19 protein-coding genes are annotated in these 14569 nt (G+C 40.5%); 5 read left to right on the top strand and 14 right to left on the bottom strand.

Features of this window, described 5'->3' with window-relative positions; translation table 11 throughout:
* Positions 1 to 25: 25 nt before the first annotated feature.
* The 7 genes from Q0K96_RS13330 to Q0K96_RS13300 all read right to left on the bottom strand — a co-directional run bounded on the left by Q0K96_RS13330 (position 26) and on the right by Q0K96_RS13300 (position 4783).
* Positions 26 to 445, bottom strand: coding sequence for a hypothetical protein (locus Q0K96_RS13330; protein ID WP_297334476.1), 420 nt, complete (start codon positions 443 to 445; stop codon positions 26 to 28).
* A 6-nt stretch (positions 446 to 451) separates the two neighbouring features.
* Positions 452 to 808, bottom strand: coding sequence for a YciI family protein (locus tag Q0K96_RS13325; protein ID WP_297334475.1), 357 nt, complete (start codon positions 806 to 808; stop codon positions 452 to 454).
* A gap of 74 nt (positions 809 to 882) precedes the next feature.
* Positions 883 to 1452 carry a cyclic nucleotide-binding domain-containing protein gene (locus Q0K96_RS13320; protein ID WP_297334474.1) on the bottom strand — a complete coding sequence of 190 codons (570 nt, stop codon included), beginning with the start codon at positions 1450 to 1452 and terminating at the stop codon, positions 883 to 885.
* A 156-nt stretch (positions 1453 to 1608) separates the two neighbouring features.
* Positions 1609 to 2667, bottom strand: coding sequence for a hypothetical protein (locus Q0K96_RS13315; RefSeq protein ID WP_297334473.1), 1059 nt, complete (start codon positions 2665 to 2667; stop codon positions 1609 to 1611).
* Between the two features lie 9 nt (positions 2668 to 2676).
* Positions 2677 to 2913 (bottom strand): hypothetical protein, encoded by a 237-nt coding sequence (locus Q0K96_RS13310; RefSeq protein ID WP_297334472.1) that lies wholly within the window; start codon positions 2911 to 2913, stop codon positions 2677 to 2679.
* Between the two features lie 51 nt (positions 2914 to 2964).
* Positions 2965 to 3813: an AraC family transcriptional regulator gene (locus tag Q0K96_RS13305; protein ID WP_297334471.1), complete on the bottom strand. Its 849-nt coding sequence runs from the start codon at positions 3811 to 3813 to the stop codon at positions 2965 to 2967.
* A 49-nt stretch (positions 3814 to 3862) separates the two neighbouring features.
* Positions 3863 to 4783, bottom strand: coding sequence for a LysR family transcriptional regulator (locus tag Q0K96_RS13300; RefSeq protein ID WP_297334470.1), 921 nt, complete (start codon positions 4781 to 4783; stop codon positions 3863 to 3865).
* A 94-nt stretch (positions 4784 to 4877) separates the two neighbouring features.
* Between Q0K96_RS13300 and Q0K96_RS13295 the strand changes: the two genes are divergently transcribed.
* From Q0K96_RS13295 to Q0K96_RS13275, 5 genes are all read left to right on the top strand, one after another.
* Positions 4878 to 6320, top strand: coding sequence for an NADP-dependent isocitrate dehydrogenase (locus Q0K96_RS13295; protein WP_297334469.1), 1443 nt, complete (start codon positions 4878 to 4880; stop codon positions 6318 to 6320).
* 155 nt (positions 6321 to 6475) lie between these two features.
* The gene (locus tag Q0K96_RS13290; protein ID WP_297334468.1) at positions 6476 to 6736 is read left to right on the top strand and encodes a hypothetical protein; all 261 of its coding nucleotides are present in this window, start codon (positions 6476 to 6478) and stop codon (positions 6734 to 6736) included.
* Entirely contained in the window at positions 6736 to 7572 is an 837-nt protein-coding gene (locus Q0K96_RS13285; RefSeq protein WP_297334467.1) for a DUF6671 family protein, read from the top strand. Before Q0K96_RS13290 ends, Q0K96_RS13285 begins: the two co-directional genes overlap by 1 nt.
* A gap of 6 nt (positions 7573 to 7578) precedes the next feature.
* The gene (locus Q0K96_RS13280; protein ID WP_297334466.1) at positions 7579 to 8541 is read left to right on the top strand and encodes an L-threonylcarbamoyladenylate synthase; all 963 of its coding nucleotides are present in this window, start codon (positions 7579 to 7581) and stop codon (positions 8539 to 8541) included.
* A gap of 29 nt (positions 8542 to 8570) precedes the next feature.
* Positions 8571 to 9527 (top strand): sodium-dependent bicarbonate transport family permease, encoded by a 957-nt coding sequence (locus Q0K96_RS13275; RefSeq protein WP_297334465.1) that lies wholly within the window; start codon positions 8571 to 8573, stop codon positions 9525 to 9527.
* An 81-nt stretch (positions 9528 to 9608) separates the two neighbouring features.
* On the opposite strand, the gene Q0K96_RS13270 is transcribed toward Q0K96_RS13275, so the two are convergent.
* From Q0K96_RS13270 to Q0K96_RS13240, 7 genes are all read right to left on the bottom strand, one after another.
* Positions 9609 to 9806 carry a hypothetical protein gene (locus Q0K96_RS13270; protein ID WP_297334464.1) on the bottom strand — a complete coding sequence of 66 codons (198 nt, stop codon included), beginning with the start codon at positions 9804 to 9806 and terminating at the stop codon, positions 9609 to 9611.
* A gap of 49 nt (positions 9807 to 9855) precedes the next feature.
* The gene (locus tag Q0K96_RS13265; protein WP_297334463.1) at positions 9856 to 10971 is read right to left on the bottom strand and encodes a DEAD/DEAH box helicase; all 1116 of its coding nucleotides are present in this window, start codon (positions 10969 to 10971) and stop codon (positions 9856 to 9858) included.
* Between the two features lie 241 nt (positions 10972 to 11212).
* Complete coding sequence (locus Q0K96_RS13260; protein WP_297334462.1) at positions 11213 to 11494, bottom strand: RNA-binding protein; 282 nt, start codon at positions 11492 to 11494, stop codon at positions 11213 to 11215.
* Between the two features lie 526 nt (positions 11495 to 12020).
* On the bottom strand, positions 12021 to 13103 hold the full coding sequence (gene arsB, locus Q0K96_RS13255) for an ACR3 family arsenite efflux transporter (protein WP_297334461.1): 1083 nt from the start codon (positions 13101 to 13103) through the stop codon (positions 12021 to 12023).
* A gap of 3 nt (positions 13104 to 13106) precedes the next feature.
* Positions 13107 to 13736, bottom strand: coding sequence for a protein-tyrosine-phosphatase (locus Q0K96_RS13250; protein WP_297334460.1), 630 nt, complete (start codon positions 13734 to 13736; stop codon positions 13107 to 13109).
* 11 nt (positions 13737 to 13747) lie between these two features.
* Positions 13748 to 14221, bottom strand: a complete 474-nt coding sequence (locus tag Q0K96_RS13245; RefSeq protein WP_297334459.1) for a DUF6428 family protein — start codon at positions 14219 to 14221, stop codon at positions 13748 to 13750.
* Positions 14222 to 14236: 15 nt separating this feature from the next.
* The coding region (locus Q0K96_RS13240; RefSeq protein WP_297334458.1) for a metalloregulator ArsR/SmtB family transcription factor at positions 14237 to 14569 on the bottom strand (333 nt) is incomplete at its 5' end.

Raw genomic sequence — 14569 nt, 5'->3', positions numbered from 1 at the left:
TTTCAGTATCGAAACAGCACTGTCACTAATTTTTAAAATACCTTTTGTCTTTGGCTACATATGCTGCAAAGCCAAGCAAAGCTCCAAAAACCAGGATATTCCTAAAGAAATTAACCATTTCGAGTTCCTGTTCTTTTGCAGTATTTTCTGTCATGGCAGTAGTAATGCTTTCCAGCCCCGTAGCCCGTGGCAGGTGAACCAGTAATGCCATCAGCAATACATAAAGTGCCATCAATGTATAGGCAAGCTTATCATATTTTGCTGTAACCGCACTTACTATAAATGCAAGGATGCAAACCATCGTAAAATAATTCCAAAAGTATGGAAACGGCAAATAATCGGGAACAAAATCAGCGCCAACATCCGGTTTGGAAATATGCAGCCCTACGTATATCAGGAAGGATAACGGAAATATATACCGCCCCAGTTTTAAGATACGTTCCATTATATCTTAATTTAAAGGGAATTGTATTAGGGGCCTTATCTCTACGCTGCTTTCCGGATATTTGAGTATAGGGCAGTCTTTAGCCCAGCTTTGGGCTTCTTCCATATTTTCTGCCTTGCATATCAGGTAACCCGAAACCAATACGGTATTGGCTTCTTTATAAGGTGTACCTGTAATTTCACCACCATGATGAACCACTTTTGCATCATACTGCACAGGCGCAGTAGATATTAGTTTGCCCTGTAAGGCAATATTACCAATCCACGCCTGCCATTGCGGCATTTCTGCGGCCATGTCTTCTGGTGTTGCCAGGTAACCGTTTTCGGCACTTGCATTTCTAAAAATCAGGATAAATTCTTTCATCGTTATAAGATTTAAAGTTTATAAGGCAAAATTGCCTAAACCTTTAATCAAAAAAGATGACAAAAGTCTACACTTTACAGTTTAGACTTCAGCCTGCTGAAAACATCTTTGTTTATACCAAGATAGGAGGCGAGTGTTTTACTCGAAATCCTGTTTAAAAGGTAAGGGCGGTTTTGCATCAGCCATTTAAGCCTATCCAGCGCACTCATTGAAACAAAGGTATTTATCCTGTAAACCGAGTTAAGATATGACTGCTCCAGGATTTGTTGGTAGGCAACATTAAATTGAGGCACTTTTTGTACCAGTAAAGCAAAGTTGCTTTTACTTATGCATAAAAGCTGGCATGGTTCAATAGCTTTTATATTTTCATTAGCCGGGTTTCCGGTGGTAAAGCTGTGCAGCTCGCTGCACCAGTTATCTTCTATGATCAGATCCCTGATGTTTTCATTCATGTCATCATCATAAACAAAAACCTGCAGGCAGCCGCTAACAATAAAATAGATATGGTTACATGTTTTGCCGCTTTTAAGTATCATTTCATTTTTGGCAACAGTTACAGGTTCAAAATGGTCTAATACAAAATCAAGATTCTCCGGATTTTCACCCAGCCGTTTCCGTATGTGTGCCTCAAGAAATTCCTTCATAGTCTATCATTTATAATTAGTCGTTTGGCTGTTGTTGCAGACAGGAAAGGTAGCTAAAATCTTAACAGGCTGATAAAGAATACATGAAATAAATACAGCAATAGAAGTCGCTATTGCTGTATACTAACTAAACTAATTTACACACACTGAAATTTACTACTCTAACTTAAAAACATTAACGCCAATAGAATAGCCGTATAGCTGTTTATCTTCTTTATATATCCTTATTTTGTTGCAGGCAGTACCTAAATCTATGGGTTTCCACGTTTTGCCGCCATCAAGTGTTTCATATCCGCTCCTCATTGTTCCTACATATCCGTGATTTTCGTCTATAAACCCTACACCAAACTCCCGTGCCCCGGCATCTTCCACAAGGTTTATTTCCTGCCACGTGTTTCCGCCATCTGTAGTTTTAGCAACACGCTGCTGTTTTACATCAGGGTTAGGGTTATAAGATTGTATGGTAACATAACCTGTTTGGGGTGTTGGGAATGATACCTTCCAAGTAGTTTCAAAAGGCCTTTCCGACTGGTACACTTTTTTCCAGGTTAATCCGCCATCAGCAGTTTTTAATATAAGCGCGTTAGACTGTGTAATGTCTGCATTGGTGGCAGCACAGGCAATGCCGTTATTTTTATCAAACATTTTAATATCAAACAACATTTTGCAGTAATCATCAAGGCTTTTAGATGTCCATGTCTCGCCCCCGTCATGCGATATCATAATGTTGGCAGGGCTGCCCACACGGCCAACAGCATAAATATGATATTTATAGTCTATTTTACCGTGGTTAATATACTGTTCCTTTACAATATCTATTGCACACAATCCTTTTACATAAGGGCCTTTATAAGCTACCGGTTTCCATGTTTGGCCGCCATCAGTAGTTTTATAAAGCGGTATAGTATCGGTAACATTAGGAAAATAATCAGTACCAACTGTTCCTGCAAAACCTGTTTTATTATCTATAAAGGCAATAGTCCTGAAAAAAGAGCCTTTCTGTTCCAGTAGTTTTTGCCATGTTTGGCCACCATCAGTGGTTTTAAATATTTTACCGTAACCGTTTACATACCAGCCTTCGTTTTTGTTGATGAAGCTTATATCATCCTGTTTGCCCGCATAAGGCTCTGTATCAAGTTTTTTCCATTGCAGTTGCTGCGCAGCCAACAAGTTGAAGAATGCTAAAAATAATAATGTAAATAATTTCTTTATCATGGTTTATTTTTATTTAAAAAAGTTGATGAGGGATAAAACAATCAGTGTCATTGCGGTTGTAACTTCTAAAAGCAGTATGGCTTTTTGCCATACGGGCTTTTCATTCCATGCCTGTTTGGTATCAAAAGGGTCAAAAGCAGGTGCAATTCCAAAATAAATCAGGGCATCCTCTTTTTCTTCGCTAAATATAAGCTTGTAACACCCAAAGAGGATAAAAGCAATGTGTAAAAATCTGTTATACATCATAATATAAATATTATCAATGTAAAAGTACAGATGCCTCAAAGTGTTTGTTTGTCAAAAATTGCTAATTTGTTTAAACCGGAAAGTTGGCGCTACCCCATATTGTTTTTTATATGCTTTGCTAAAACTGGCTATATCGGCAAAGCCCGAAAGATAAGCGGTTTCGGTAACACTACTGCCTTCTTTAAGTAACTCATCGGCAAAAGAAAGCCGCTTTTTAAGGATGTATTGGTAAGGCGATAGCCCAAATGCTTTTTTGAACAGCCGTATAAAATGGTAGCTTGATATTTTTGCTTCTTCGGCAAGTGTTTGCAAAGTTATATCATCAAGAAAGTGAGAGTCTATATAATTTCGGGAGTCGTTTATAAAATTATACAGCCTTAGTCTTGTTTCTTCCTTTACAGCATTAAGGCTGTTTACACGGTTGTTAATATCAATGCGGTCTTTCACCATGCATTCAGCCAGCATGTAAAACAGTTCTTCTGTTTTGGTGGCAGTATGGTTTAGCAAAGGCTGCAGGCGGGTAAACGCTGTGCCCAGACAGGTATTGGCAGTGCTATATTTAGTATAAGCCTCCTTACCATTTAAAATTAAGTTGTCAGCATCATGGTTAAAATGATATCCAGTCACTTCATCAATAAGCTCGGGTGCAAGGTCTATGCATATTCCTTTTACGGGTATATAGCTGTCTATAGTTATAGATGATTCTGCGGCAGCATTGCCTAAAAGATACATGTTCCCGGTAACTTCTGTTTTTTTGCGTCCGGAGTGGTAAACCTCCTTGCCCGCCATTACAAACTTTGCAGAGAATGGGGTAAAGGTAGTTGTACCCTCAAACTGCTGCACGTCAGAGAGGCGTATGTCACTATTGCCGTATCTGTAAATACTTTTAACCGAAAACATACTGTAAATTTAATACTAATAAGTAGTTGATATGCATAATTTGTTACAGTTAATACTGCTCATACCAGTGAAATGTTTCAGCTATAATACGCTGCCTGTGCTCATTAAGATATTCGAGATAGGCAGTAGCGGCAGGTGAGTGGTTCTTGCCCTTCATCCATATAAGTGTCCATTGTGTGGTAATGGGTAATCCTTTCACATTAATAATCTGCAGGTCTTTGTTCAGCAATTCGTTGCGCAATCCTATAAGTGGCATAACCGAATAACCCATACCGGAAATAATAGCCTGCTTAACCGCCTCGTTCGATTTTAGTTCCATTTTTTTCAGGAAGCGGATATTGTTGCGGTCAAGATAATTCATCATGGTTTGCAGTGTCCCTGAGCCATCTTCCCTGAAAATCAGAGGGAGTTCTTTAAAGATTTCTATAGTATTAACTTCAGGGAAATGGCGCTCTGTGTTCCCAACCAGGTAGAGCTTGTTTTTAAGCAGTTCCATTTTCTCAATTTCCAGTTTTGGCGGTAATACCGATACCAGAGAAAAATCAACATCATTGCGGCTAAGGCTGTCAACCACATCCCGTTTGTTGGTAACATCCATAACCAGTTCTACTTCGGGGTGCAGCTTAAGGAAATCTGCAAGGAAATAGGGCATTACATATTTACCGGTTGATACTACCGATATTTTAATACTACCCGTAAGAAGTCCTTTATAGGCTGCCGTTTTATAGTTAATAGCATAAACCTGTTCTATAATCCTTCCGGCAGAAGCGGCAATTTCTTTCCCGAATTCGGTTATATAAATTTTTCTTCCAACAATCTCAGTTAGCGGCATATCAAACTGAGCCTGAAAATTCTTAAGCTGTATAGATACTGCCGGTTGTGTAAGATGCAGCTCTTCTGCCGCTTTTGTAATGCTAAGTGTTTCAGCAATTTTCAGGAAAATCTGCAACTGGTTTAGCGTATAGTTCATAAATTATTTTAATGATTAGTATATCAAATATAAATAAAAATTTATAGATATCACCCCATAACTTTGTCCCTGTACAAATCAAAAATTTTCAATAATGAGTAAGAAAAAAATTACTGTAGCAAAAGGAGACGGCATTGGCCCGGAAATTATGGATGCAACGTTAAGCATAATTATGGCTGCCGGAGCCCAGATTGAAATTGAAGAGATTGAAGTAGGAGAAAAAGTTTATTTATCAGGTAATACCGCTGGTATTGCCAAAGAATCATGGGATGTAATCAGGAGAAACAAAGTTTTCCTTAAAGCTCCCATAACCACACCACAGGGTGGCGGCTACAAGAGTCTTAACGTGACTACCCGTAAGTTTTTGGGGCTGTATGCCAACGTTCGCCCATGCATGAGCCTTTCGCCATTTGTAAAGACAAAGCATCCGGACATGGATTTGGTGATAATACGCGAAAATGAAGAAGACCTTTATGCAGGCATTGAGCACCAGCAAACAGATGAGGTGGTGCAGTGCCTTAAGCTGATAAGCAGGCCGGGATGTGAAAAAATTGTACGTTATGCCTTTGAGTACGCCAAACTTTACGGGCGCAAAAAAGTAACCTGTTTTACAAAAGATAACATCATGAAGCAGACTGATGGTTTGTTTCACCAGGTGTTTGATGAGATAGCAGCAGAGTATCCTGAAATTGAAAATGAACACTGGATTATAGATATAGGGGCAGCAAAAATGAGCGATACGCCCGAGGCTTTTGATGTAATTGTAATGCCAAACCTGTATGGCGATGTGCTTTCGGACATTGCAGCGCAAATTGCAGGTTCTGTAGGCCTTGCAGGATCATCTAACATAGGTGAGGAGTGTGCCATGTTTGAAGCGATACACGGCTCTGCACCAAGAAGGGCAGGACAAAACATGGCAAACCCGTCCGGTTTACTGCAGGGTGCTATACTAATGCTTAACCACATAGGGCAGCCCGATGTTGCCGAAAAAGTACAGAATGCATGGCTTAAAACAATAGAAGAAGGTATACATACTTACGACCTGTATAAAGAAGAAACCAGTACCAAACTGGTAGGAACCAAAGAATTTGCCGAAGCGGTTATAGCTAACCTGGGCAGCAAGCCACAAAAATTACAGCCGGTAAGCTATAAGGTGGGAGAAACAATTAAGCTTCCTAAATATGTGCGCAGGCAGCCTGCTAAAAAAGACCTTAAAGGTGTAGACCTTTTTGTACACTGGGGCAGCAGTAACCCTGATGAGCTTGCAGCACTGCTTAAGCCGGTAGAGAGTGAAAGTATAAAGCTATCGATGATAACAAACAGGGGCATTAAAGTTTGGCCCGAAGGTTTTGAAGAAACTTTTTGTACAGACCACTGGCGTTGCCGCTTTAAGAATAAGAATGGCGATAACATAACCAAGCAGGATATTATAACGCTGCTTGCAGAAGCTGATAAAAATAATATAGATGTAGTTAAAACAGAAAACCTGTACCAGTTTGATGGAAAAGATGCATATTCTCTTGGGCAGGGCCAGTAAAAGAATAAAAGTAACAGATAATGGGTTGGTTTTAATTTCTGTTTCTATTGGGGCAGCAGCTTTACTGCTGCCCTCTTTTAACCCCTTAATGGCAGAATTAAAGCCTGCCATGCTTATACTTTCGTGTTGTTTAATGCTTAAAAATGTACCCGCTAATGGAAAATAAATACAAACTCATAGAAGGAGACTTCTCTGTAAATGATGCCCGCGAAGTGGTATCGAGCCTGCTTGAATATAAGATACAGTATCATAACAGGCTAAGCTTTAGCCATGAAATTAAAAAAGGCTCACCGGATGAGCATTCTATAAATCGCAAAGAAGAGCTTATGCAGGAAAAAGAAAGGTTCCTGCAGCAACTTGCTTCTCTTGGCAATGATGCTACAATATCAATAAAGGCCGAAATTATCGTAAGCTGATGTTTAGCAACCGCACATTGCTTATTGTAACAAAGCACAGGAAAGAACAGGTAATTGCCCCGGTTTTTGAAGAAGCTCTGGGCGTTAAATGCATTGTTGCCGATAAGTATGATACGGATGCATTAGGCACCTTTTCCGGCGAAACAGAACGTAAAGATGATGCTTATACCACAGCCCGGAAAAAATGCCATGAAGCTATGGATTTATATGGCTGTGACCTTGCCATTGCCAGTGAAGGCTCTTTCGGGCCGCACCCGGCCATATTTATGGCTCCGGCCGATGATGAGTTGTTACTGTTTATTGACAGGAAGGACGGGCTTGAAATTTATGCAAGGGAACTTTCTTTAAATACAAATTTTAATGCTTCAGAAATAAACAACCGGGAAGAGCTTGATGCTTTTTTAAACCGTGTTAAATTCCCCGCTCATGGTGTAATAGTAAAAAAGCAACAGCACAGTACAGAGGGTATGATAAAGGGCATTACAAGCCCTGATTTGCTTTACCCGCTTTTTGACGGGCTGTTAGCGCAAAACGGCAGTGTTTTTTTAGAAACCGATATGCGGGCTATGCATAACCCAACCCGTATGGAGGTTATTGCTACCGCTGCCAGAAAACTGGCTGCTAAAATAAGCTCGCTGTGCCCCCATTGCAGTACCCCCGGTTTTGATATTACCGCAGCAGAGCCCGGCCTGCCTTGCGGGCAGTGCCGTTACCCTACGGCATCTGTATTAAGATATGTATATTCTTGCAGTAAATGCAGCTATACAAAAGAAGAACTTTATCCTCATAACAAAAAATATGAGGATCCTATGTATTGTGATATGTGTAACCCATAACAGGATATGACCACCCAGATAACTAAAGATATAAATATAGCCGCCACAGCGTTACAATCAGGTAAGGTAGTGGCAATACCCACAGAAACCGTTTACGGACTTGCCGGTATTATATACAATCAGGAAGCCATTAAAGATATTTACCGGATAAAAAAAAGGCCGTTAGAGAACCCTCTTATTGTGCACACGCATTCGGCAGAAATTTTTCCAGAAATTGCAGTTGATATTCCGGAAGCAGCCTATAAACTTGCAGAGGCATTCTGGCCCGGCCCGCTCACTATTCTGCTTAAAAAGAATACAGTTATACCCGATAATGTTACTTCAGGGCTTGATACGGTAGCTGTAAGGGTACCATCGCACCCTGTAACCATATCGTTACTACGCGAGCTTAAACAGCCCGTTGCCGCCCCCAGCGCCAATCCTTTCGGCCGTATAAGCCCCACAAGCGCAAGGCATGTACTCGATTATTTTGATGGCAGGATATCCTGCATACTGGATGGCGGAGCATGCAGTGTAGGTATAGAGTCTACCATTGTAGGTTTTGAAGACGGGATTCCTGTAGTGTACAGGCAGGGTGCTGTTACTGCAGCACAAATAAAGGATGTTACAGGTAATGTTACAGTAAAAACAGCTTCAACCAACACACCTAAGGCACCGGGTATGTACCCGAGGCATTATTCACCCCGAACGCCCCTTGTTGTTACAGATAATATTAAACAGGCTCTTGCTGATTTTCAGGGATTGAACACTGTTGTTATCGGCTATAGCAAATTGTGCAGGGACTTAGTGGCCGAGAAGAAAATTATTTTGCCTGAGAGCGGAAATTTTGAAGAGGCGGCTGCTAAATTATATGGTACGCTGCATTATGCCGACAGCATTAATACCGATATTATAATTGCTGAAAGGTTTCCTGACAGAGGGCTTGGCAGCGCGATAAATGACAGGCTTACGAGAGCTTCAAAAAAGTAGAAATATAATTTACCCAACCTAACCCAAATATGGATTTATCATTATTAGCAGAAAACCTTACCAACCCGGCATTGCTTTTTTTCTGCCTTGGCATTATAGCCGTTTATCTTAAAAGCGACCTTGAAATACCCCAGAATTCATCAAAATTCATATCATTATACCTTCTTTTCTCTATTGGTTTTAAAGGAGGGCAGGAGCTTTCGCACGAACATTTTGACAGCGAAATAGCTTTATCAATGTTGTTTGGGGTGCTGCTGGCCTTAATAATACCATTCTATACTTTTTTTATACTAAAGAAAAAATTCAGCATAGCCGATTCAGGTGCCATTGCTGCGGCATACGGCTCTGTTAGCGCGGTTACTTTTGTAACGGCGGTTAGTTACCTCGAAATGCATGGTATGAAACTGGAGGGGCACATGGTAGCCATTATGGCACTTATGGAGTCGCCCGCTATCATAGCAGGACTTGTGCTTATATCAATTTTTGACAGGGACGGAAGCAGTGTTAGTAAGCGCAATGTAATATCACACTCGTTAACCAATGGCAGTGTGCTGCTTATTATGGGCAGCCTGGTAATTGGCTATATGGCAAGCGCTGAGCAGGCACAGGGCATTAAGCCTTTTACTAACGATATTTTTAAAGGTTTCCTTGCTATTTTCCTTCTCGATATGGGAATTGTGAGCGGTCGCAAACTTAACACGCTTTTCAGGGAAGGATGGTTCCCTTTTGCATTTGGTGTTGTGCTACCGCTTGTTAACGGTTGTGCGGCAGCATACCTTAGCGCTATCGTTACCGATAATGTTTCGAGCAGGTTTGTGTTTGCAGTCCTTGCCGCGAGTGCATCTTATATTGCCGTACCCGCAGCTATGAAAATTGCAGCCCCTAAAGCTAACCCGGGCTTATACCTGCCTATGGCTTTGGGAGTTACTTTCCCTGTAAATATAACTATAGGTTTCCCTTTATATTATTTAATTTCAGGAATGTAACAGCTTTAACGTTTATATATAAAACATAAACTCCCTGCACATTTAGTGAGGGAGTTTATTATTTTACCGGATGAATCTGTATTATGATTTATCTTCAGGTTTGTTTATTTCAGGCGGAGTATCGGTAAAATGCCCGTTCTTATCAACATAAACAATCATGCTGTCAAAGCCTTTACCTTTATTATTGCTTGTTTTCCTATCCTGTCTTTTTTGTGCTTTTTGCTTCTTTATCAAAGTTTTCTTCTTGTTGTTTTCTTTCTTAAAAAAGGAATCTGCCATACATATGTAGTTTTCAATGTTAATATTAGTGTCAGAAGGTGCATATCGCCTAAACAGTAGAAACAGGAAGCCTAAAGCCAATCAGCTTTTCGATGCTCCTTAATCCTGATTTCTCGTCAGAGCCGCAAAAAGATACAGCAGTACCTGTATTACCGCCCCTTCCGGTACGGCCAATTCTGTGCACATACGTTTCAGGTACTTCGGGTAAGTCATAGTTAATTACATGCGGCAACTCATCAATGTCAATACCCCGTGCGGCTATATCGGTAGCTACAAGCACACGCAACTGATTTACCTTAAAGCCGTGCAACGCCCTTTGCCTTGCGTTCTGAGATTTATTACCGTGTATGGCTGCCGCAAATATGCCTTGTTTGGCAAGGAGCTTAACAAGCTGATCGGCGCCATGTTTAGTTCGTGTAAATACTAAAGATCTTGATATACCTTTATCACTCAGTATAAATGATAGTAATTTTTCTTTATCTCTTTTATCTACAAAATATACACTTTGTGTAACTGTTTTTGCAGCGGAAGATACCGGTGCCACACTTACATATTGCGGGTTTTGTAACAGGCTGTCAGCTAGTTTCTGTATAGGATCAGGCATGGTTGCCGAGAAAAACAATGTTTGCCTTTTTGCCGGCAGTTTGGTTATGATCCTTTTTACATCATGAACAAAGCCCATATCCAGCATCCTGTCGGCCTCATCCAGTACAAAAATTTCAAGGCTTCCAAGATCAATGTAACCTTGCTGCATTAAATCTAAAAGCCTTCCGGGTGTGGCAATAAGAATATCAACACCGTTTTTTAGGGCTTTAACCTGATGAAACTGAGATACACCGCCATATATTGCAATGTGCCTTAAGCTAAGATGTTTGCCATAACAGGCTATATTATCGCTTATTTGTATGGCAAGCTCTCGTGTTGGGGTAATTATAAGGGAACGTATTGAGTTTGCTTTTTTTGCAGGCCTGCCGGCAAGTTGCTGTAAAACAGGTATTGCAAATGCGGCGGTTTTACCGGTACCCGTCTGGGCACACCCAATAAGGTCCTGCCCTGAGAGTATTACAGGTATTGCCTGTTGTTGTATAGGGGTGGGGGTACTATAATTTTGTTGCTTCAATGCTTTTAGTATCGGAGCCGTAATATTTAAATTTTCGAATGTCATATAATGATTTATGCCGTAATGGCTTTTTGTTTTTTATAATTCTTACCTTTTAAGATATGCTATAGTAAAAGGGGATGTATTAAGGTAATAATTTAGTAGAGGACAGATATAGTACAAGAGATTGCTATACCTGCGTACCTTATGAATTTAATAAACAATAAAGGCTTATACGGAATAAAAAATTCAATGGTAGAAGTATTAAGAATAGCATCAGCCATTCTTAATACTAAAAAGTTATTGATTAGTAACGTTTGTTGTTAGAGCTATAACCGATATTAGAAGCCTTTGGGCGTGCCTCATTAACTACAAGAAACTGGTTGTCGAATTTTGAGTTGTTAAGCTCTTTAATTGCTTCTTCAGCTTCAGTGGTGTTTGGCATTTCAATAAAGCCAAAGCCCTTAAGGCGTCCTGTAAACTGGTCTGTAATCAGTTTTACCGATTCTACTTCACCATAATTAGAAAAAGCATTGCGTACTTGTTCTTCCGAGGTCTCCTGACCCAGGTTTGCTACATAAATGTTCATAATGTAAATGTTTAAATTAAATAAAAGGCAGCTGAAACGCCTAAACTGAAGAGTAAGAAAGGACAAATTTTTTACAAGATGAACAAATTTGCTTATCAGAGTGAGCATTGGCAGAAAACCAATAGTCAACAAAGATACACATATAATATCATTAAATGGTAGTAAATCCAATTAATTTTTTAAATATCAATAAGATAAGTGGTAATAATATTGAATTACCGCCATTTAATTACTGAAATAAAAAAAGCCCTGAATGATAATTCAGGGCTTTAGTTGTGACCCCAACAGGACAAATTTCAAACCATTTTATGCAAGATTTGAAGAAATTAGCCTATTTTATGTAAGATAAGTTTTCACTTTAGCGGTTTGGCTGTCCTGTTGGGGTTCAGAGGTTAATCTTAAGAGATTGATTGCTAATCTCATTCAGGCGGGTGGACTTGCCGGGATAATTTTCGAACAATTTTAAAGAGCATTTGACAATACTGGCAAGGCTTTCGGCATTGTGGGCTTTATTTTTTAGATAATTTTATGGTGTGTTAAGAACAGGCTTACCGTAGAATTTTTTTCTAAACCAAAATGCAAGATTAACCAATGCAATCAGCGCGGGGACTTCAACCAGCGGTCCGATAACTCCTGCAAAGGCTTGCCCACTATTTAGGCCGAATACACCTATCGCAACTGCAATAGCCAATTCAAAGTTATTGCCTGTTGCAGTAAAGGCTATCGAGGTGCTTTTAGAATAATCCGCACCGAAGAAGCGACCAGTAAAGAAGCTAATTACGAACATTATCGTAAAATAAATTACTAAAGGGACAGCAATTCTAACAACATCCATAGGTATTTGGACAATGAGATTACCTTTAAGACTAAACATCACTATAATAGTAAAGAGCAGCGCTAAAAGGGTAATCGGTGAAATGAGGGGCACATATGTAGTTTGAAACCACGTAGAACCCTTTATTTTAATTAGGACATATCGGCTGATAATGCCTAAAGCAAATGGAATACCTAGGTAAATTCCAACACTTTCCGCAATCTGAGCGATACTGATATTCACGTCAAAACCGTCATATCCAAAGTAGGGAGGTAGTACGGTGATAAAAATATAGGCATAGACACTATATAACAACACTTGAAAAATACTGTTTAGCGCGATTAGGCCTGCTGCGTACTCACGGTTGCCATCGGCAAGGTCATTCCAGACAACTACCATTGCAATACAACGTGCTAAACCGATGAGGATAACTCCTATCATATATTCAGGATAGCCATTGAGGAATAATAAGGCCAAAGCGAACATAAGGATAGGGCCGATAACCCAATTCAAAAGCAGTGAGGCACCCAGCACTTTGGTGTTTGTGAATACTTCACCCATCTTACTGTAATTCACTTTTGCGAGTGGCGGGTACATCATCAGGATCAATCCTATTGCTAGGGGAATATTAGTAGTTCCGCTTGAAAAAGAATTTATAAAGTCGCTGCTGTCAGGAACAAGATAACCAACAGCTACACCTATTGCCATGGCAAGGAAAATCCAAAGTGTCAGGTATCGGTCAATGAAACTAAGCTTCTTTCGATTTAATGCAGGGGCGCAATTCGCTACAGACATAATTTATTTCTTAATGTTGGAAAAAACATAGAACATCTCGGTGGCGATCTGGATGCTTCGCTCCCCGTATTTTTCAGCCTGTTGGGCAGTACCGTCAAATGCTTTTGGATCATCATAGGTTATGGCGATGCGTTTTTCAGCACCGGAGATAAACGGGCAACCTCCATCTGCCTGCGAGCAGGTCATTATCGCTGCAAAGCCGCCCTCTGGATTAAAATCATCATAATAGGTTTTTGAAAAGGCTACTACAGGATGTTCATCCTCCGCATATTTAACGGCATAAACAGGATTGCTGCCTGAAGCGAGGATTTGTATCTTAAACCCTGCTTGTGCCAGAGTCTCCGCAACCTTAGGATACATCGCTGTTGCCTCGGTTCCACCAGAGTAACATGTGACTTTTGGTATATCATAATTAAGTGCCGCGGCTTGTGCCCATATTTGCGCCAAGTGGCTCCTTCGTGAATTATGGGTGCAAATAAGGTTCAGCCTGATGTCCTCACCGGCATCAGCCTTCGCTTGAATGAAGTCTACCAACGGCTGGAGGATCTCTTTTCGCTCGCCGGATATTGTAGTAAAATCCAATTTGACTGACAGCGCTTCGATTTCGGGAAATAGGGTTGATTTTTTTGACATATGCTTATTTGTTAGCAGCAGCCTCCTCCTGGAGTACAGCTATTATTATCACTGCCGGCTACTTGGGATAGGCTGACTTTGTTCTTGTCACTTGCCCCGCATTGGTCAGATGCAAGACAGGCTGTCTGTTTATTAAGCAATTGAAAGCTCTCTCCATCAAAGCTTAGATCATATTTTCCAATAGTCCTGTCTTGGTATTCAACTTCAATTTCGAAATCCTCAATCCCAAGCACCTTTTCAGAAAGCGAAATAATATTTAGGAGCTTGCCGGGCTTTAGCCTGTGGTCTTCGTCCCCGGCATCTTCCCATAACTGGAAGTTGACAACAGTTTCGCGGCGTACAGTGCCGCCGCAGTCTATAAAGTTTTTGGTAATTAGGCCTATTTCCGTAACATGGAAGTTTTCAGGTACAAAGGATCCATCAGGAAGCATAAAACTTAAAGCTTCCATATTGTTCAGGTGGCTTTTAATGTCGGATAGTTTCATAGTGTTTAGTTTAAATTAACAGCAATCAGCGTTTTTCTTGTCCAGGTGTTCTGCTATATGCTGGAAAAATCCCTTTATCCTTTCGAACCCGGATTCATCGAGGCAGTAGCAGATAGCGTTGCCCTCGACATTGCCTTTGATGAGGCCGGCACTCTTAAGTTCCTTCAGGTGTTGGGAAACGGTAGGCTGCGCAAGAGGAAGCTCATTGACAATATCACCGCATATACAAGCCTCAACTTTAAGGAGATATTCAATGATAGCTATTCTGGCGGGATGCCCTAAAGCTTTGGCCAGTATGGCAAGTTGATTCTGGCTGTCGGTAAAGTGGTCCGTTTTAGTTGCTCCCAT

The organism is Flavobacterium sp., from assembly GCF_024305175.1.
Taxonomy (GTDB): domain Bacteria; phylum Bacteroidota; class Bacteroidia; order Flavobacteriales; family Flavobacteriaceae; genus Flavobacterium.
The sequence above is the reverse complement of the archived record's forward strand: the minus strand, read 5'-3'. Positions and strand labels throughout refer to the sequence as shown.

What these genes read in the sequence shown, in the direction of transcription:
- Q0K96_RS13315 (WP_297334473.1), bottom strand. Translation starts at nt 2,667, where the DNA reads ATGATAAAGAAATTATTTACATTATTATTTTTAGCATTCTTCAACTTG.
- Q0K96_RS13285 (WP_297334467.1), top strand. Translation starts at nt 6,736, where the DNA reads ATGTTTAGCAACCGCACATTGCTTATTGTAACAAAGCACAGGAAAGAA.
- Q0K96_RS13250 (WP_297334460.1), bottom strand. Translation starts at nt 13,736, where the DNA reads ATGTCAAAAAAATCAACCCTATTTCCCGAAATCGAAGCGCTGTCAGTC.
- Q0K96_RS13330 (WP_297334476.1), bottom strand. Translation starts at nt 445, where the DNA reads ATGGAACGTATCTTAAAACTGGGGCGGTATATATTTCCGTTATCCTTC.
- Q0K96_RS13300 (WP_297334470.1), bottom strand. Translation starts at nt 4,783, where the DNA reads ATGAACTATACGCTAAACCAGTTGCAGATTTTCCTGAAAATTGCTGAA.
- Q0K96_RS13310 (WP_297334472.1), bottom strand. Translation starts at nt 2,913, where the DNA reads ATGATGTATAACAGATTTTTACACATTGCTTTTATCCTCTTTGGGTGT.
- Q0K96_RS13295 (WP_297334469.1), top strand. Translation starts at nt 4,878, where the DNA reads ATGAGTAAGAAAAAAATTACTGTAGCAAAAGGAGACGGCATTGGCCCG.
- Q0K96_RS13305 (WP_297334471.1), bottom strand. Translation starts at nt 3,813, where the DNA reads ATGTTTTCGGTTAAAAGTATTTACAGATACGGCAATAGTGACATACGC.
- Q0K96_RS13245 (WP_297334459.1), bottom strand. Translation starts at nt 14,221, where the DNA reads ATGAAACTATCCGACATTAAAAGCCACCTGAACAATATGGAAGCTTTA.
- Q0K96_RS13270 (WP_297334464.1), bottom strand. Translation starts at nt 9,806, where the DNA reads ATGGCAGATTCCTTTTTTAAGAAAGAAAACAACAAGAAGAAAACTTTG.
- Q0K96_RS13290 (WP_297334468.1), top strand. Translation starts at nt 6,476, where the DNA reads ATGGAAAATAAATACAAACTCATAGAAGGAGACTTCTCTGTAAATGAT.
- Q0K96_RS13280 (WP_297334466.1), top strand. Translation starts at nt 7,579, where the DNA reads ATGACCACCCAGATAACTAAAGATATAAATATAGCCGCCACAGCGTTA.
- arsB (WP_297334461.1), bottom strand. Translation starts at nt 13,103, where the DNA reads ATGTCTGTAGCGAATTGCGCCCCTGCATTAAATCGAAAGAAGCTTAGT.
- Q0K96_RS13320 (WP_297334474.1), bottom strand. Translation starts at nt 1,452, where the DNA reads ATGAAGGAATTTCTTGAGGCACACATACGGAAACGGCTGGGTGAAAAT.
- Q0K96_RS13275 (WP_297334465.1), top strand. Translation starts at nt 8,571, where the DNA reads ATGGATTTATCATTATTAGCAGAAAACCTTACCAACCCGGCATTGCTT.
- Q0K96_RS13325 (WP_297334475.1), bottom strand. Translation starts at nt 808, where the DNA reads ATGAAAGAATTTATCCTGATTTTTAGAAATGCAAGTGCCGAAAACGGT.
- Q0K96_RS13260 (WP_297334462.1), bottom strand. Translation starts at nt 11,494, where the DNA reads ATGAACATTTATGTAGCAAACCTGGGTCAGGAGACCTCGGAAGAACAA.
- Q0K96_RS13265 (WP_297334463.1), bottom strand. Translation starts at nt 10,971, where the DNA reads ATGACATTCGAAAATTTAAATATTACGGCTCCGATACTAAAAGCATTG.